General features: G+C 33.2%; 13 protein-coding genes and 2 tRNA genes. 9 read left to right on the forward strand and 6 right to left on the reverse strand.

The features are described from left to right. Nucleotides 1-259: 259 nt before the first annotated feature. Together ACLU24_RS12955 and ACLU24_RS12960 are read right to left on the reverse strand one after the other, a co-directional pair. Nucleotides 260-343: transfer RNA gene (locus tag ACLU24_RS12955), tRNA-Leu, on the reverse strand. A 60-nt stretch (nucleotides 344-403) separates the two neighbouring features. Continuing rightward, nucleotides 404-814: a peptide deformylase gene (locus ACLU24_RS12960; protein ID WP_412613081.1), complete on the reverse strand. Its 411-nt coding sequence runs from the start codon at nucleotides 812-814 to the stop codon at nucleotides 404-406. Nucleotides 815-977: 163 nt separating this feature from the next. Between ACLU24_RS12960 and ACLU24_RS12965 the strand changes: the two genes are divergently transcribed. Together ACLU24_RS12965 and ACLU24_RS12970 are read left to right on the forward strand one after the other, a co-directional pair. After that, a tRNA-Val gene (locus tag ACLU24_RS12965) sits at nucleotides 978-1,053 on the forward strand. A 335-nt stretch (nucleotides 1,054-1,388) separates the two neighbouring features. Next, a complete protein-coding gene (locus tag ACLU24_RS12970) occupies nucleotides 1,389-2,924 on the forward strand; it encodes a glycosyltransferase family 39 protein (protein ID WP_412613083.1) in 1,536 nt (511 codons plus the stop codon). A 50-nt stretch (nucleotides 2,925-2,974) separates the two neighbouring features. On the opposite strand, the gene ACLU24_RS12975 is transcribed toward ACLU24_RS12970, so the two are convergent. Both ACLU24_RS12975 and ACLU24_RS12980 read right to left on the reverse strand, forming a co-directional pair. After that, nucleotides 2,975-3,739 carry a type III pantothenate kinase gene (locus tag ACLU24_RS12975; RefSeq protein WP_412613085.1) on the reverse strand — a complete coding sequence of 255 codons (765 nt, stop codon included), beginning with the start codon at nucleotides 3,737-3,739 and terminating at the stop codon, nucleotides 2,975-2,977. Further along, the gene (locus ACLU24_RS12980) at nucleotides 3,739-4,617 is read right to left on the reverse strand and encodes a mechanosensitive ion channel family protein (RefSeq protein WP_412613086.1); all 879 of its coding nucleotides are present in this window, start codon (nucleotides 4,615-4,617) and stop codon (nucleotides 3,739-3,741) included. Before ACLU24_RS12980 ends, ACLU24_RS12975 begins: the two co-directional genes overlap by 1 nt. Before the next feature lie 561 nt (nucleotides 4,618-5,178). Here ACLU24_RS12980 and ACLU24_RS12985 point away from each other — a divergent pair. From ACLU24_RS12985 to radA, 3 genes are all read left to right on the forward strand, one after another. Beyond that, nucleotides 5,179-6,339 (forward strand): DUF4317 domain-containing protein, encoded by a 1,161-nt coding sequence (locus ACLU24_RS12985; RefSeq protein WP_412613087.1) that lies wholly within the window; start codon nucleotides 5,179-5,181, stop codon nucleotides 6,337-6,339. A gap of 65 nt (nucleotides 6,340-6,404) precedes the next feature. Next, entirely contained in the window at nucleotides 6,405-7,121 is a 717-nt protein-coding gene (locus tag ACLU24_RS12990; RefSeq protein ID WP_412613089.1) for an N-acetylmuramoyl-L-alanine amidase, read from the forward strand. A 15-nt stretch (nucleotides 7,122-7,136) separates the two neighbouring features. After that, nucleotides 7,137-8,516 carry a DNA repair protein RadA gene (radA, locus tag ACLU24_RS12995; RefSeq protein WP_118366198.1) on the forward strand — a complete coding sequence of 460 codons (1,380 nt, stop codon included), beginning with the start codon at nucleotides 7,137-7,139 and terminating at the stop codon, nucleotides 8,514-8,516. 277 nt (nucleotides 8,517-8,793) lie between these two features. Here radA and ACLU24_RS13000 read toward each other — a convergent pair whose 3' ends face one another. Continuing rightward, a complete protein-coding gene (locus ACLU24_RS13000; RefSeq protein ID WP_412613090.1) occupies nucleotides 8,794-9,690 on the reverse strand; it encodes a 3'-5' exonuclease in 897 nt (298 codons plus the stop codon). 8 nt (nucleotides 9,691-9,698) lie between these two features. Then, nucleotides 9,699-11,516 carry a translational GTPase TypA gene (gene typA, locus ACLU24_RS13005; RefSeq protein ID WP_412613091.1) on the reverse strand — a complete coding sequence of 606 codons (1,818 nt, stop codon included), beginning with the start codon at nucleotides 11,514-11,516 and terminating at the stop codon, nucleotides 9,699-9,701. Between the two features lie 248 nt (nucleotides 11,517-11,764). Between typA and ACLU24_RS13010 the strand changes: the two genes are divergently transcribed. From ACLU24_RS13010 to ACLU24_RS13025, 4 genes are all read left to right on the forward strand, one after another. Continuing rightward, nucleotides 11,765-14,749, forward strand: coding sequence for an ATP-binding protein (locus ACLU24_RS13010; RefSeq protein WP_412613093.1), 2,985 nt, complete (start codon nucleotides 11,765-11,767; stop codon nucleotides 14,747-14,749). Between the two features lie 207 nt (nucleotides 14,750-14,956). Then, a complete protein-coding gene (locus ACLU24_RS13015) occupies nucleotides 14,957-16,471 on the forward strand; it encodes an amino acid adenylation domain-containing protein (RefSeq protein WP_412613095.1) in 1,515 nt (504 codons plus the stop codon). Nucleotides 16,472-16,487: 16 nt separating this feature from the next. Further along, nucleotides 16,488-16,721, forward strand: a complete 234-nt coding sequence (locus ACLU24_RS13020; protein ID WP_106764082.1) for a phosphopantetheine-binding protein — start codon at nucleotides 16,488-16,490, stop codon at nucleotides 16,719-16,721. Continuing rightward, nucleotides 16,721-18,298 (forward strand): MBOAT family O-acyltransferase, encoded by a 1,578-nt coding sequence (locus ACLU24_RS13025; protein WP_412613096.1) that lies wholly within the window; start codon nucleotides 16,721-16,723, stop codon nucleotides 18,296-18,298. Before ACLU24_RS13020 ends, ACLU24_RS13025 begins: the two co-directional genes overlap by 1 nt. Nucleotides 18,299-18,302: the final 4 nt, after the last annotated feature.

An 18,302-nucleotide genomic window follows, 5' to 3' on the forward strand; every position in this document is an offset into this window, starting at 1 on the left:
CCTTTTTCTGTCTTCTATTTTATCATACTTGTCCACTTTTTTATTATATATCCACTTTGATATATACCCAGAATTCTGGGGCACATATCAGTGTGGGTACAGCCCTTTTTGTTTTTGTAAGTTATTTTTAGTGTCACATTTAGTGTCACATCGGTATAATATTTTGCAATATTTTAAACAATTTTACATAATACAAGCTATAAAAAAATAACCTCAGTAAAAATGCGGAAATCCACATAAATACTGAGGCTTAGCTATATGGTGCGGGTGACAGGACTTGAACCTGCACGGGGTTACCACTAGAACCTAAATCTAGCGCGTCTGCCAATTCCGCCACACCCGCAAACTACCGTCTATTATACATCAAAATTAAAATAAATGCAAGTGTTTTTCTGATTTAATTTTAAATTATAATTCCATTACAATGGTCAATCTCATGTTGAATAATTTGAGCAGTAAATCCATTAAATTTACCGATATGTTTTTTAAAAGAAACATCTTCATATTCAACTTCAATTTTGTTATATCTTTTTGTTTTACGAATACCGATTAGAGAAAGACAACCTTCTTCTGTTTCGTAAGATTCTGACTTTTTGATTATTTTTGGATTTAACATTGTCATGGTTATAAGTCCAGTATCTACAATTATTATTCTTTTGCTATAGCCTATCATATTTGCTGCCATGCCAACACAAGATTTTTTATTAGCTAAAAGGGTATCTTGAATATCTTTTATTATATTTGCATCAAGTCTTGTGGCAGAAGTTGACTTTTTCTGCAAAAATTTAATATCTGTGACAATATTTTTTATCATAATGAATCACCTCTTATATTATTTTATCATTAAATGATGAATTTAGCAAATGATAATTATAAAAAGTTTAAAAATTATGCAATATGCGAAAAAGATATTTTTTTGCAAAAAATACTTGATTTTTTTTTATAGCTGATGTATAATAATCAAGCACTCAGGAAATGGACACTTAGCTCAGCTGGTAGAGCTTTCGCTTGACGTGCGAAGGGTCAGCGGTTCAAGTCCGTTAGTGTCCACCATAGTAAAAGGGGAAAGGCTTAAGTCTTTCCCCTTTAGTTTTGATGAAAAAATTGAGATTATCTTGATTAAAAGGCTGTATAAAAATAGCATAGAAAAGGTATTTAGTATATCTTATGATTATGGTGTTAGCTATAATATATGTTAAAATTACTTTTTCGGTAGTAAATGAAAAAGCAATATTTCGCTATGTTTTAATATTGATGGAAATATTGTAAAAATTCCAGAAAATACATGGAGTTGTATTTAGTATTTTTGTTAAAAGGTAAAAGAAGAGTGGTGATAAATTTTAAATTTAATATGAAATATGAGTTTTTAAAAATATAGGAGTGAATGTATGATTTCAAAAATATTCGATAAAGCTTTTCATATGATTTTCTTTGTGATTTTTGCGATTGTTACATTTGTCGCAATATGTACCATTTTTGGAACGAATTTTTTTGGCGTAATTTTAGCAGTTGCTTTTCTTGCTGTTTCATATGTAATATTTCCTAAGCTACAAAAAAAGTTTGCTAATATAGATAATAAAAGTCTTAATATAGCTTTTCTTATAATGTTGGCTGTGATGCTTATTGTGCAATTTATACTTGCATTTAATATGCTCGCTAAGCCTGTTACGGATTGGAATGTTATAAATGAGGTATCAAAGAGTTATGCTGTAAATGGCAATATGGAGCATATTTATGATAATATTCCACAAAATAAAGATTATCTTGCGAGATATACAAACAATAATGGAATTACGGTATTATTTTCTTTCTATTATAGAATAATATATTTGATTTCAGGGACGATTCCCATTGAGGCACCCGTTATCTTAAATACTTTGTTTATATCAGCTTCGGTAGTATTCTGTTATTTAATTGCAAAGAAGGCTTTTGGTAATTTTCATGCGTTAACAACAATGATACTTTGTATTTTATTTTTGCCATACTATACTTATTGTACATATTTTTATACAGACTCATTCAGTATGCCGTTTGTAATACTTTCGATTTATCTATTTATCTGCGGGTATGATTCAAAGAAAATAGTAAATAAAATTATATTATTTTTCTTTTCGGGAATTTCATGCGCAATTGGTTTCGAACTAAAGGGAAGTGCGATAATAGTAATAGTTGCAGCTATAATTTATATGATTTATAAAGGTGGAATTAAAAAAATACTGCTTGGCTCAGGAACAATTATAGCCGGATTTTTGGCTCTTGCAATAGCTTTCAATGGTTTAGTCTCATCTTTGCAAATTACAACAGATGAGACTCTCTATAAAGAGAAATATCCACTTACTCATTGGGTAATGATGGGACTAAAAAATAATGGAGGTTTTAATCAGAAAGATAGCACTTTTACTCGTATGGCAGGAAACTATGATGAAAAGAAAGCTGCTAATATACAGGAGATAGAAAAAAGAATTTCAAGATATGGAGTCTCTGGTTTAATAAAACATTTGGTTATAAAAGCTAATTTTACATGGAGCGATGGTACATATTGGATAGGCTATCACATCTACAAGCCATACAATGGGAAAAATTTTTTGCATGAATTTTTCTTAATGGACGGAAGATGTTTTCCGATATTTAAATCTATTAGTTCCGGAATGCAACTTTCAATGTTACTTATGATATGTGTTTCATTATTTTCATGTATAAAAAAACCACGCTTTGATTATATAACGCTTATGCATATTATAGTTTTTGGTGTATTTTTATTTTTCTTGGTATGGGAAACACGCTCAAGATATTTGTTTAACTTTACACCAATATTTATAATTGTTTGGGCAGATGGTATTATAAACATTCTTAATAAACTTAAAAAGCCACTTACATTAAAAGATAAGCTTATGATAAATAATAATCTTGCTGAGAGCTCATAACAGTATTATAAAAGGGAAATTCCTCTATTGGAATTTCCCTTTTGCTTTCTTTATTCTACATTTTTATCATATATGATTTTCAGACCTTTTAAAAGTAAGTCATTATCAAATATAATTTTGTGCTTACAGAATGGAATTATCGTTTCTGAAAGGCCGCCTGTTGCAACTATTGTTGCCGCCTTGCCGAGTTCTTCCTCAAAGCGGTCAATCATACCGTCAATCATAGAGGCATTACCATAGAGAATACCACTTTTCATACTATCAGCTGTATTAGAACCAATTACTTTTTTAGGCTTTGTAAGGCTGATTCCAGAAAGATTAGATGCCATTTGAGTGAGGGCATCAAGAGAAATTTTTACTCCTGGATATATTATTCCGCCGAGATGTTCGCCAAGCTCATTTATTGCACAAAAAGTAGTTGCTGTACCCATATCAATGACAATTATAGGCTTTGGATATTGTGCAATAGCCGCAACCGCTCCAACAACTCTATCGCTGCCGAGCTGTGCAGGATTATCAAGCTTTATATTAAGACCGGTTTTTATTCCTGGACCAACAACTAAAGGGTCGTGAGAGGTTACAATCTTAACTGCACCACAAATTGCATTATTTATCGCTGGAACAACACTTGAAATAATTGCACCATCAATTTTTTCAGGCTCTATTTTATAGAGTTTAAGGATATTATTTATACTGATTGCGTATTCGTCTTTTGTAGCCTGTTTATTTGTTGTAATGCGTGAGACAAAGAGGATTTTTTCTTCAATGCAGCCGAGAACTATATTTGTATTTCCAATATCAATAGCAAGTATCATTATTTTTCATTTCCTTTTTCTAAAATATCAACTTCAAGTCTGTTATATGGAATGGTAATTTTACGCTCATCAAAGGCATATTTGACCTTTTCAGGAATATAATATCGCAATGTCCAGTAATCTTCCGGACGACACCAGACTTTTACAATAAGGTTTATGCCGCTCTCGCCATGACTATCTACGCCTACGACAGGAAGTTCGGGTTCAGAAAGAATTCTATTATCTGAATTTATTATTTCCATAATAGCATCTCTTGCTTCAACAATACTATCATCATAGGATATAGAAAATGGCAAATCAAGCCTACGACAACCCTCAACATTATAATTTATTACATTATTTGAGGTTACACGAGAATTTGGAAGTATAATTTCTTTTCCGTCAAAGGAAATTAATGTGGTGTACATCATTTCAATTTTATGTACAGTACCCTCTAAACCTTCTGTGGAAAGATAATCGCCAACCTTGAAGGGCTTATTTATAATGATTAAAACACCGCTCGCAATATTTGCCATACTGTCTTTTAGGGCAAGACCTATTGCAACAGTAGCAGTACCTACAACAGTTATGATAGAAGTCATATCAATTCCGAGAGTACCTAAAGCACAAATTATTACAAGAATTTTTAAAACAACACTTATCATAGAGCCTAAGAATGATTTTACAGTTGGCTCGACTTTGCCTTTTTTCATAGTTTTCATAATAAGCTTAGTAATGTATTTCGCTAATAAAAAACCTATGCCTACAATGATAATTGAGGTTATAAGTTTTGGCAAAAAACCGAGAATCCAATCACCTGCGGCATGCAGCCACTTATCAAGTTGGCTTAATTGCTGTTCGATACTTTCCTCTGATGTGGTATTATCGAGAAAATTCATATAATATCTCCTTTCGCTAATTTAACTGAACATAAAAATTATATCACCTTTCAAATAAAAATCAATAGCCATGAAATTCAGCATATCTATTGTTTTTCGGTGCTAATTTTTGTTATAATATTAATTAACATAGTTTAGATAATGGGTGTTTAGTTGTCTGCGGACAGTGACAAAGAATTTGCTGTGGCTGATTCCTTTTTGAAACTGTTAAGTATTTTATAAAGAGATGTAGGGGCGAACTATGCTCACCAGAACGGTGGTTCATTGGTAATTACCTTGACCGTGGTAATAATCTTATCTTATAAATGTCGAGGTTTTGCTTGTAAAACCGATTTTGCGTCTTGTGGAGCGGCGGCTCTCTGACAGGGAACCCCCTGCGAGGGTTCCCTACGAAAAACATTCCACTGGAATGTTTTTCTACCCTCCTGCGCTTAGAGAAGGATAAAGTATTTTGCTCTCTGAGGAGAGCGACCAAAGGCTCTGCCTTTGGAAACTGCGAGCCTTTGAAAAGGCTCGAGCGAAACTTTTAATTATAATTTATACAAAAGGAAGAATAAAGTAATGAATGAAAAAGAAATTGCAGAAATCAGAAGAAGATTTCGTCATGATAAAAGTAATATACAGAAAATTCGTGGTTGTTATGTAAATGAAAAAGGGGAGATTATTTCAGAATTTGACCAGTCACTTTCTCTTATGTCGGAGGCTGATAGCGAGTCTCTGCTTAAGATTATTAAGAAAACCCTTTCAGGCTCGATAGGTAAGAATCTTATTGATATAGAATTTACTACCCAACAGGTTTGTGACAGCGAAGAACATAAATTACTTATGGATTTGCGTGAAACAGAGCTTGAAAATGATGATTTCGTTCAACAGTTATATGAGAAAATCATAAAGACCGTTAAATTTGATGGCAATTATCTTATATTACTCGCCTTTGATAAATATGATATACCTGTTATCAGAAAGGACGGTTTTGGCAAGGAGGACGAATCTGATGAGATGTTTGCTTATTATCTGTGCAGTATTTGCCCTGTTAAACAGATAAAATCTGCACTTGGTTTTTATGCAAGCGAAAATGAATTTAGAAATATAAGACAAGATTATGTGGTTTCTGCTCCTGAACTTGGTTTTATGTTCCCTGCATTTGATGATAGAAGCGCTAATATTTATAATGCACTTTACTATACTAAAAATACAAGTGAGAGCCATAAGGATTTTACAGACGCGATTTTTCATACTGAACCTCCTATGCCCGCAACCATACAAATGGAAACCTTTCAGAATGTTATTGCTGAATCAGTTGAGGACGATTGTAGTTTTGATTTTATGCAGGCGGTACACACAACCTTTGCTGAAATGGTTGATGAACATAAGGAATATAAAAGAGAAGAACCGCTTGTGCTTACAAAAAGTACTATTAAAGATGTTTTCAAGGCTTGTGGTGCATCACCTGAACATATAGAGGCTTTTGAAGAAAAATTTGATGAAAGCTTTGGTGAAGAGGCTCAGATAACACCAACTAATATTGTAGACACTAAGCATTTTGAGGTAAAGACAGCCGATGTTAAAATTCAAGTTAGCCCAGATAGAAGTCATCTTATTGAAACAAAGATTATAGATAGCACAAAGTACATAATGATTCGTGCAGAAGGTGGAGTAGAAGTAAACGGTGTTAATATCCACTTTGATGAAAAGAATACAAATAATGTAAAAGTTAAATAAATTTTAAAATATGCACTTCTATACAAGCTCCTTTTGGCATAAATATTACAAAGGGGTGATTAAGCTTGGAAAAGTTAAAAGCATATTTAATTTATTCGTCGACTTTAATAGGAATATTCTTGTTTGTGTTTCTTGTTTTCAACGCGTTTGAAAAGGTTGCTGATGAAGCAGTTTCGGCAGAGGTTTCTGAAAAAGAGCTAATTGTGGTTATTGATGCAGGTCATGGCGGTGAGGATAGCGGAGCGGTGGCAAATTCTGTTCTCGAAAAGGATATAAACCTTGAAATCGCCTTGAAGCTCAGAGATATGCTCAAAGCATCTGGAATAGAAGTTAAGATGATTCGTGAAAGCGATATTTCTATATATGATACAGCCTCAGGAACTATTCGAGAAAGAAAAGTTTCTGATTTGAAAAACCGTGTAGAAATCGTAAACGATAATAAAAAGAATATTCTTGTAAGTATACATCAAAATAAATTTGAGCAGAGTAAGTATAGCGGTGCTCAGATGTTCTATTCAACAAACAATGATAGAAGTCAGATTCTTGCAGAAAATATTCGCAAGTCTATTACTGGTTTGATTCAGCCTGAAAATAAGCGAGAGCTTAAAAAGGGCGGAAGTGATATTTACTTATTAAATAAAGCCAATGTGCCGGCAGTAATTGTTGAGTGTGGCTTTATTTCGAATGAGGAAGAGGCTAAGAATCTTTCAAATGAGGAATATCAAAGTAAAATGGCTTTTGCAATATATTGTGGAATATTGGAATATAAAAATAAAAACTAAGTTAAGGTGATAAATTTGGCAGGAAAAGTTAAAAGCTTATATGTTTGCTCGGAATGTGGCTATGAAACTGCAAAATGGCTCGGAAAATGCCCATCTTGCGGAGAATGGAATACCCTTAATGAAGAAATTCGTGAAACTACTAAATCTGGTGTAGTTAAGCCTGAAAAGCGTATGTCTTCATCATATTCTAAGCCTTTGAGAATAAATGAGATTTCAACAGACGATGAACAGAGATATTTTACAGGCTCAAAAGAGCTTGACAGAGTTCTTGGTGGAGGAATTGTAAAGGGTTCTCTTGTTTTGCTTGGTGGCGACCCCGGCATAGGTAAATCGACCATTCTTTTGCAGATATGTAATCATCTTGGCAGAATGTTAAAGATACTATATATTTCAGGTGAAGAATCACGCAGACAAATTAAGCTTCGTGCTATGCGTCTTAATGTGGATAGCGATAATCTTTATGTTTTGACTGAGACTGATGTAGAGGTTGCCGCTGAATATATTCGCTCGGAAAAGCCTGACCTTGTAATGATAGATTCAATACAAACTATGAATTTTACAGAGTTAAGCTCATCTCCCGGAAGTGTTACACAGGTAAGAGAGTGTACTAATATTCTTATGCGAACAGCTAAGACTCTCGATATTCCGGTAATTATAGTCGGTCATGTAAATAAAGATGGTGCCATAGCAGGACCTAAGGTTCTTGAACATATTGTTGATGCAGTTCTCTATTTTGAGGGAGATAAACAGATGTCATATCGTATTCTTAGAGCTGTGAAAAATCGTTACGGCTCAACTAACGAAATAGGTGTCTTTAGTATGGGCGATAGGGGACTTTCTGAAGTTGAAAATCCATCACTTATGCTGCTTTCAGGCAGACCTAAAAATGTTTCTGGAACTTGTGTTGCTTGTGTTATGGAGGGTTCTCGCCCGATTCTTGCAGAAATTCAAGGCTTAGCAACAACAACGGGTTTTGGTAATCCAAGAAGAATGAGTACAGGCTTTGATTATAACAGAATGTCGCTCTTGCTTGCTGTGCTTGAAAAGAGAGCGGGATTCTATTTTGCAAATCTTGACACATATATAAATGTTGTCGGTGGATTAAGACTCGATGAGCCGGCGGCAGATTTAGCTGTTTCTATGGCATTAGTCAGCAGCTTGAAGGATATAGTTATCCCTGATGATATGCTTGCATTTGGAGAAATTGGACTTGCTGGAGAAATTCGTTCAGTATCACACGCTGAGGAGCGTGTGAAAGAGGCGGCAAGGCTTGGTTTTAAAAAGTGTATCGTACCGAAACATAACCTTGACTCTATAAAGCTTTCAAAGGATTTGAATATTAAGGTTATCGGTGTTAGCACTGTTCGTGAGGCCTTTGATGCAATCTGTTCTTGAGTTTGAACTTTCTTCTGGACAAATTTTATATATACACGAATCTTTTGTATTGTTCGTAACAAAAGATGGTAGTTCAAGATGACAATATCCGTCAATCTGATAAATACAATTATCACCGCAAGGTATTATAGCCATAAAATTACCTCCTTAATCATAGGATATTGCGTTTTGGTGATATTATTCAGAATTTGCTTGTGAATCATAAAAAATATATAGAAATTTATGTTTGTAAAGTAAAGAAAAACCTCCTAATATAAAAATTCTTAGGAGGTTTTTATCATTTTTCAACTGTGACTTTTTGTGCATCGATATCTTCTTTATTTATAGGCTTAAGTATTTTCTTGATAATATGCACACCGTCATATTTTAATTTGAATTGTATTCGTCCCATAAATGTATTTCCGCAGTGTTTACAGGCAAAGGGTGCAGTAAATGACTTACACGAAAATTTCCACGGCTTTTTTCGCTTGGCTCTATATCCGCAAGAACAAGTAAAATACATTTCTTTTTTATCAATAAGAGGATTATTGAGGTCGCAAAGAATAGTATTTTTAAATGTAAGCTTGCGATAGAACTCATCGTTAAATTTTTGAATATCAGAAAGTAAGATAGGATACGAATATAAATACTTAAAACACTCATAAGCAATTATGCTATCATCTAAAGCTCGGTGATGAGAAATGTTATCTAAGTTTATCTCTAAAAGCTCTGCGACCGTAGTTAAACCCATTTGCTTACCTGCATTTTTTTCATTGATTTTGATGTTCTTTTGTATTAGCATATCCTCGCAATAATCCTGAAGATTTGCATAGCTATCTATGAAAGACAATCTATCGTCTTGAAGAAAATATTTGGTATTTTCCATAAGAACATAAATATCAGTAATACCCCATGTCATTAGCACTGAATTGCCGAGAAACTTTCTGAAGCCGCTTAATGCGTGAGTGTAGGTACAGCCGTCTTCTACATCTTCATCAGTGATGTGCGTAAGTATAGTAATCTTTTCATTTAGCTTTTTGCCAACCTGAGGTCTTACAAGGACAGAAAAAGTATCGGTTATCTCCAAATTTGAATTAACCTTAATAGCACCGAATTCAATTATTTCATTTATGAAGCCCTTGAGCTTTTTGCTATAACTTGGATTCCATTCCAAATCTAATATGACGAAGTTCATTCGGTTTATCAGCCCTTGCTTGCTTTTTTCATTCTCTGCTCTTTATTAAGAATAGTTTTTCTCATTCTGATAGACTTTGGAGTTACCTCTACAAGCTCATCGTCAGTGATAAATTCAAGTGACTGTTCAAGGCTGAGAATTGTAGGAGGTGTAAGCTTGAGTGCATCATCAGAACCAGAAGCACGAGTATTTGTAATATGCTTTTTCTTGCAGACATTAACAACAATATCATCGCTCTTAGGGCTTGCTCCAACAATCATACCTTCGTAAACATCAACACCGGGACCAACAAATAAACGGCCTCTATCCTGAGCGGCAAATAAGCCGTAACCAGTTGTAGTACCTGTTTCGTGAGCGATAAGAGAACCCTGAGCTCTTTGCTGAATGTCACCCTTATATTCTTCATAGCCGTCAAAGATGTGGTTCATAATACCATTACCGTTTGTATCTGTAAGGAATTCCGGTCTGTAACCCATAAGACCTCTTGACGGGATTCTAAATTCGAGATGAGTTGTGCCTGATTCACGGGTACCCATATTAAGGAGTTCAGCCTTACGAGTACCGAGTTTTTCCATAATAGCACCAACATAGTTATCCGGAACTTCAATCATAAGAAGTTCCATAGGCTCGCAAAGTTTGCCGTCAATAGTCTTATAAATAACCTTTGGACGGGAAACCTGGAATTCATAGTTTTGTCTTCTCATTTGCTCTATGAGAATAGAAAGATGAAGTTCGCCACGACCGGAAACTCTGAATGTATCAGCAGAATCAGTTTCTTCTACACGCATAGCAACATTTGTTTCAACTTCCTTGAAGAGTCTGTCACGAATATTTCTTGATGTAACAAACTTACCTTCACGACCTGCAAATGGGCTGTTATTAACCATAAACATCATAGAAACGGTTGGCTCGTCAATCTTAACAAATGGAAGTGGGTCTATGCAGTCAGGGGAGCAAGCTGTTTCACCGATATTGAGGTCGGGAATACCTGAAACGGCAATCAAATCACCAAGCTCTGCTGTCTGAGCTTCAACTCTTTTAAGTCCCTCAAACTGATAAAGCTTTGTAACCTTAGCATTTTTGGTTGTGCCGTCATTTCTGCAAAGGACAATCTGTTGTCCAACCTTAACGCTACCTCTTTCAACACGACCTATACCGATTCTACCAACATACTCATCATAGTCGATATTTGAGAACAAAATCTGTAAAGGTGCATTCATTTCGCCTGTTGGTGCAGGAATTTCAGATATAATCTTCTCAAAGAGAGGCTTCATATCAGTACCTTTTTCGTGTGGGTCGAGCGTTGCGTAGCCATCTCTGCCTGATGCGTAAACAACAGGGAACTCAAGCTGGTCTTCGTCAGCGCCAAGTTCGATAAAGAGATCGAGAACTTCGTCAACAACTTCTTCAGGTCTTGCGCCAGGTCTGTCAATTTTATTAACAACTACGAGAGGTTTTTTGCCTAATCCAAGAGCTTTTTTAAGAACGAATCTTGTCTGTGGCATACAGCCTTCAAAAGCATCAACGAGCAAAAGAACACCGTCAACCATCATAAGAATACGCTCAACCTCGCCACCGAAGTCTGCGTGTCCTGGAGTGTCGACTATATTTATTTTAGTATTATTATACATAACAGCAGTATTTTTAGAAAGAATTGTAATTCCTCTTTCACGCTCAAGGTCATTAGAGTCCATAACTCTTTCTTCAACAGCTTCGTTAGCTCTGAATATACCGCTTTGAAGAAGAAGCTGGTCAACGAGCGTAGTTTTGCCGTGGTCAACATGGGCTATAATAGCAATGTTTCTTAAATTCTCTCTTGTATCCATTTCAGAATCCCTCTTTTTACTTAGTTATATTATCAACAATTTATTATATCATATGGTAAAGGCTCTTGCAATTATTATTTCGTGATATTTCTTAGATTTATGCAGAAATATGACACAATAATTTAATAAAATCTGTACAAAATCAAAATTTTAAACTCATATATCAAAAATACTATATTTAGCACTATGAATTTTTGTGCGACTATGATATAATACTTATATGTTTAGTTAAAGAATGGGTGTGTATTATGAAACTGTTTAAGACGCGAATTGATAACGATATTAAAAAGTTTTTTAATGTTATTTTAGAAAAAGGAACGCCTCTAAATAATGATTTTACAGAACTGCTTATAGCGATTAGTTCAAAATTTAATATTGACGCAGCATATATAGCTTTTGCAGATAAAAGCAAGGATACTTTTTGCTATCCTTATTTTAGTCCAGAGAATACTGAATATAATATGAAAGGCAAAGAATTTCCGATAAATCACAATATTGATGGAACAGCATTATATACTTACGGAAAAGATGGTATATATTTATATAGTACAGAAACTATTAAAGATAATGTTCTTGATTATGCCTTTATAAGAAATGAAAAATATTATTGCTCAGTAGGTATGAAATGTTCAGATAAGCATAAATGGTCAGATGAGGAATGTCATGCTTTGAAAAAAGTAGGAAATTTACTAAAGAATGTTATGGTTAATACTGACGGAATAATAGAGCTTACAATGTATCAAAAAAATCAGGAAATAAAAGAAAAAAATGAAGAAATTCTTACTATGCAAAATCAGATAGTAAGTCTTTTGAGCTGTGGAATTATAGCTTATACTATACCTGATTACAGACTCTTAATAATTAACGATAAGGCAAAGCGTATTTTTGATTGCGATGATGAAGATTTAATGGGTTCTTTTTTAGAATTTCTGCAAAATAAAATTCTTGATGAGGATAAATATATTGTAAGGAGAGCTATTAAAAATTTAAAAGTTTACGGAGATGAGGTAGCTTATACATTTAAGTCAAAAAACTCAAATGGAGTTATATGTGTTACAAGTGCAGTTACAAAGCTATTAAAATTTGATAATGGTCAATTATTTATTTTGAGCTCAGTTCTTGATATAAGCCAACTTGCAAATCTTAGTGAAAAACTTCATACCGAACAAAAGCAGTATCGTGACGCACTGGTTGGAAACTGTGAATTTTCGTTTAAATTTGATGTTACAGAAGGAATTATAAATTCTGAAATTTATGCAAAAGATAACAGAAATATATTAAAGGAATTTGGTTTATCGGCACCTGTTTATTATGATAAACTTGTTGAAAATTGGATTGCTATTCAAAAGCCTAAATTTCTAAATAAAAATATAAATAAACATCTTACGGTAGATTTACTGATTAAACATTTTGAGAGCGGAGATACAAATATAGAGACAGAATATTACGACAGTAGTAGAGATGTTTTTATAAGATTGTTAGCTTTGCTTTCTAAAAATGAATATAATGGTCATATAGAAGCTATAGTTATTGCAACAGACACGACGGATATTCATAAAGAAGAACAGAGAAAACTTGAACTTTTACATGCAAAAGAAGAACTTCAGAAAAGTATAGAATCTGAACAGAAAAAACTTTCAATAATAGATGCAATGAATGGCATATATTACTGTAACTATTATATAGACCTTATCAATAATACATATGAGCAAATTATAAGCGTAGATTATTTAGAAGAATATATACCAAAAAGTGGTAATGCAAAAGAAACTGTTAATTTATGGCTTGAATTTGGCGTAAGTGAAGAATCTTTTGAAGATGTTAAAAAATTTACAGATTTTCATACACTTAGAGAGCGTATGAAAAATGAAGGCATATTAAGTATGGAGTTTCATAGTAAAAAAGCCGGTTGGGAAAGAATAAGTTTTATTACTGTAGATACTGATGAATCAGGTATGCCTGTTCACCTGCTTTTATTAGCACAGCATATAGATGAAAAGAAGAAAAAAGAACTTGCTACCAAACAGGCTTTAAAAGAAGCTTATGAGGTTGCTAATCGTGCAAATCAGGCTAAATCAAATTTTCTTTCAAATATGAGTCATGATATTCGTACACCAATGAACGCAATTATAGGTATGACTTCTATTGCAGAAGCGTATTTGAATAACCCTGAAAAAATAGCAGATTGTCTTAGTAAGATTAAAATATCAAGTAGCCATTTACTGGCCTTGATAAATGATGTTCTTGATATGAGTAAGATAGAATCCGGAAAAATAGAACTTAATGAAGAAAATATCGTGCTATCAGAACTTATTGATAATGTAATTGATATATGTAAGCCACAGGCTGAGATAAAAAAACATACACTTACTATTGATATAAAAAATATAGAACACAACCGAGTTATAGGAGATGAAATTAGAATTAAACAAATTTTTACAAATTTTATAAGTAATTCAATAAAATATACGCCGGAAGGTGGCAGAATAAATGTTATAATTTCAGAAAAATTGGTGAATAGACCTTATGTTGGATGTTATGAATTCATATTTGAAGATAATGGCATGGGTATGGAACCTGAATTTCTAAAACATATATTTGAACCCTTTACTCGAGAGCGGAAAAGCTATATAGGAAAAATACAGGGAACAGGCCTTGGTATGGCTATTGCGAAAAATATTGTTAGTATGATGAATGGCGATATTGAAGTTGAAAGTATTAAAGGCAAAGGTTCAAAGTTTACGGTTACTATATTTTTGAAGTTTCAAATAGACGGAAATTTATCAGATAATATAAAAAATAACTGTGATAATAGTACAAATTCATTAGCTGAGTTTGCTAAAAATGATTATTCATCTAAGCGAGCTTTACTTGTTGAGGATAATACTCTTAATTCTAATATAGCAGGTGAAATTCTTAAAATGACAGGGATAAAGGTAGAATATGCTTCTGATGGAAAAAAGGCAGTAGATAGAATATTATCTTTAGAGCCATATTATTATGATATTATTTTTATGGATATTCAAATGCCAATTATGAATGGATATGAGGCAACTCGTATAATACGAAATTCTAATAGAGAAGATTTAAAAAATATCCCTATCTTAGCAATGACCGCTAATGCTTTGGCTCAAGATGTTCAGGCTGCTCTAAAATCAGGTATGAATCAACATATGTCCAAGCCACTAGATTTAAACCAACTATATAATGCACTTGAAAGATGGTTAAAATAATTATATTTTGTAAAAAATTTGCAAAAATTATAATATTTTTTTAAATAAAGACTTTTTCTATTGTTTTACATATTTAGATTTGATATAATATAAATTCGTACAGTTACGTTGTAATAATTATTATAAAAAAGTATTGACATTGCTTTTGAGTAGTGATATAACTGTACTATAACTAATAATACACTATATAACGAATGGAGGAATTAAATGAAAAATGTATTAGAATTTATCGAAAATTCTGCAAAGAGTTTTCCAAATAAGATAGCGTTTTCTGATGAGAGTAATTCTATTACATATACCGAACTTTTAAAAATGTCTAAGGCAGTAGGAACTGCTCTTGTAAAAAAATTTAATAAGAAAAATAAGTCCATAGCAGTTTTTCTTGATAAAACCGTATTTGCCCTTACAGCTTTTTTTGGAGTTGCTTATAGTGGAAATTTTTATACAGTTATAGATTCTATGATGCCGGCTGATAGAATCAGTACAATTTTTGATTCGCTTCAGCCAATAGCGATAATAACTGATAATGAACATTTGAAAATTGCTGAAAGTATAGAAAATTGTGGCGAAATTATATTGCTTGAAGATACTTTGAATCAGCAGATTGATGATAAAAAGCTTGCAGAAATTCGTAGCAATTCGATAGACACAGACCCTTTATATTCGCTGTTTACATCTGGCTCGACAGGAGTTCCAAAAGGTACTGTTGTAAGCCATAGAAATGTTATAGCATATTCTGAATGGGTTTCTGAGACCTTTGATATTACAAGTGAAACTGTATTTGGAAGTCAGACGCCTTTCTATTTTAGTATGTCAGTTCTTGATGTTTTCTCTACAATAAGAAATGGTGCAACTTTCCATATTATTCCGAAGAAATACTTTTCTTTCCCTATAAAATTGCTTGAGTATATAAGAGATAGAGAAGTAAATACGATTTATTGGGTACCATCTGCGTTATCTATTGTTGCAAATTGGAAAGCTCTTGACTATGTTGAGCTTCCAAAGCTTAAAAAGGTACTTTTTGCAGGTGAGGTTATGCCTACAAAACAGCTTAATATGTGGATTAAGAAGCGTCCTGATATTTTTTATGCTAATCTTTATGGTCCGACAGAAACAACTGATATATGCACATATTATGTTGTTGACAGAGATTTCAGAGATGATGAAACACTTCCAATAGGTAAGCATTGCAATAACTGTGATGTTATGATTCTTACAGAAGATAATCGTTTGGCTGAAGTCGGAGAAGAAGGCGAGCTATGTGCAAGAGGTTCATTCCTTGCTATGGGATATTATAATAATCCCGAAAAAACCAAAGAAGTTTTTGTACAGAATCCGCTTAATACAGCTTATCCTGAAATCATATATAAAACCGGAGACCTTGTAAAGCTTAACGAAAAGGGAGAAATAATTTATATTTCCCGAAAGGATTATCAGATTAAACATATGGGTTATCGTATAGAGCTTGGAGAAATCGAAGCTGCGGCAGGTTCAATAGAAAAAATAAAAACCTGCGTATGTATTTACAACGAAAATGAAGACAAAATTGTCTTTATATACGAAGGTTCAAAAATGACTGATAATGAACTTATGGACAAGCTTTCAGAAAAACTCCCTGTTTATATGAGACCAAATGTTATAAAGAGAATTAAGCAAATTCCATATAATCAAAACGGAAAAATAGATAGAAAACTTTTAAAACAAACTTATAAAGATATTTAATCGGAGGTAATTTAAAATGGAAAAGAAAATTTTAGAAATTCTTAGCGAAGTTAAGCCAGGTGTAGATTTTGAGGGAAGAACAGACCTTATTGACGCAGGTGTTCTTGCATCATTTGATATTATTTCTCTTGTATCAGAATTGAACGACGAATTTGATGTAGAAATTTCAGTTGTAGACCTTGTTCCTGAAAACTTTAATTCAGTAGAAGCTATGGCAAAGATGATTAAGCGTCTTGAGGACGAGGACTAATGAATTTTAAAGAAAATATATTTCTTATTGCATTCTTGCCGATTGTCTTATTGCTCTATTATATCTTGCCTAAAAAGGCAAGATGGGGTGTACTTCTTGCCTCAAGCCTTATATTCTATATTCTTTCAAGCGGAATTTTTACATTTATAATGCTTGGAACATCAGTGACAATCTATGTTGCTGGTTTACTTATGCAAAAGATAAATGATAACTTTAAAAAGCAGAAATCTGCAGAAGGTATCACAAAAGAAGAAAAAAAACTATTAAAGAAAAAAGCAACCAATAAAAAAAAGCTTGTTGTTCTTGCGATTGTTATAATTAACTTTGGGTTGCTTCTTACTTTAAAGTATGGCAATTTCTTCTTAGGTATGGTAAATAGCATTTTTGGTACAGCTATTCCGCCCTTAAGCCTTATACTTCCTCTCGGAATTTCTTTCTATACCTTACAAGCAGTTAGCTATGTTATTGATGTTTATAGAGGGACCTGTAAGGCTGATAAAAATTTTGGAAGAGTTTTGCTTTTTGTATGTTTCTTTCCGCAGATAATAGAAGGTCCTATCGGAAGATATGATAAGCTTGCAGGTCAGCTTTATGAAGGACATTCTTTTGATTATGACAAATTTATGAAAGGTCTTCAACTTATGCTTTGGGGACTTATCAAAATAATGGTTATAGCAGATAGAGCAGGAATATTTGTAAGCAATGTTTTTGAGAAAATTTATGATGCAGATGGCTCAATTCTTCTTTTAGGAGTCTTGCTTTATACTATTCAGCTTTATGCGGATTTTTCGGGCTGTATGGATTTAGTAAAGGGTATAGGGCAACTATTCGGGATTGAAATGGCAGATAACTTTAAGCGTCCGTTTTTCTCAACATCTGTTAATGAGTTTTGGAGACGCTGGCATATCACTCTCGGAGCATGGCTTCGTGATTATATCTTTTATCCAATTTCGCTTTCTAAGTTTTTTGCAAATCTTTCTGCAAAGGCTAAAAAGAATTTTGGAGATTTTCTTGCAAAATTCCTACCATCAGCATTTGCACTTTTCTTTGTATGGTTTATAAATGGTCTTTGGCACGGAGCAGAAGTAAAATATATAGTTTATGGACTTTATTACTATGTTGTAATGATGCTTGGCTTGCTCTTTGAGCCTTTGTTTGTAAAGATAACTAATGCCTTACATATCAACAGAAAATCTAAGCCATATTTTGTATTTCAGGTAATACGCACTTTCTTACTTGTAAATCTCGGTATGCTTATATTCAGAGCAAATACACTTGCTGACGCTTGGTATGCTTTGTGTGCTATATTCAGCAAATTTAATGGCGATATTTTTGCAACAAGTATATTAAGCTATAAACTTCATATATATGATTTTATAGTTATTGCAATAGGAGCAGTTGCATTATTTATAGTTGGTGTTCTTCAAGAAAGAGGACACCATCTTAGAGATGAGATTGCCAAGAGAAATATAGTTATTCGCTGGACAATCTATTTTGCAGCTTTATTTATTTTAGTAATAGTTGGAGCATATGGAGAGGGCTATCGTGTAGCAGACTTCCTTTATGCACAGTTCTGATGAA

The organism is Pseudoruminococcus sp. (assembly GCF_047012705.1).
In the GTDB taxonomy this organism is placed as follows: Bacteria; Bacillota; Clostridia; order Oscillospirales; family Acutalibacteraceae; genus Pseudoruminococcus.

Excerpts from the sequence above, each read along its gene's own strand:
- ACLU24_RS12960 (WP_412613081.1), bottom strand. The coding sequence starts at position 814 with ATGATAAAAAATATTGTCACAGATATTAAATTTTTGCAGAAAAAGTCA.
- ACLU24_RS13000 (WP_412613090.1), bottom strand. The coding sequence starts at position 9,690 with ATGAACTTCGTCATATTAGATTTGGAATGGAATCCAAGTTATAGCAAA.
- ACLU24_RS12985 (WP_412613087.1), top strand. The coding sequence starts at position 5,179 with ATGAATGAAAAAGAAATTGCAGAAATCAGAAGAAGATTTCGTCATGAT.
- ACLU24_RS12970 (WP_412613083.1), top strand. The coding sequence starts at position 1,389 with ATGATTTCAAAAATATTCGATAAAGCTTTTCATATGATTTTCTTTGTG.
- ACLU24_RS12975 (WP_412613085.1), bottom strand. The coding sequence starts at position 3,739 with ATGATACTTGCTATTGATATTGGAAATACAAATATAGTTCTCGGCTGC.
- ACLU24_RS12980 (WP_412613086.1), bottom strand. The coding sequence starts at position 4,617 with ATGAATTTTCTCGATAATACCACATCAGAGGAAAGTATCGAACAGCAA.
- ACLU24_RS13010 (WP_412613093.1), top strand. The coding sequence starts at position 11,765 with ATGAAACTGTTTAAGACGCGAATTGATAACGATATTAAAAAGTTTTTT.
- ACLU24_RS13025 (WP_412613096.1), top strand. The coding sequence starts at position 16,721 with ATGAATTTTAAAGAAAATATATTTCTTATTGCATTCTTGCCGATTGTC.
- typA (WP_412613091.1), bottom strand. The coding sequence starts at position 11,516 with ATGGATACAAGAGAGAATTTAAGAAACATTGCTATTATAGCCCATGTT.
- ACLU24_RS13020 (WP_106764082.1), top strand. The coding sequence starts at position 16,488 with ATGGAAAAGAAAATTTTAGAAATTCTTAGCGAAGTTAAGCCAGGTGTA.
- ACLU24_RS13015 (WP_412613095.1), top strand. The coding sequence starts at position 14,957 with ATGAAAAATGTATTAGAATTTATCGAAAATTCTGCAAAGAGTTTTCCA.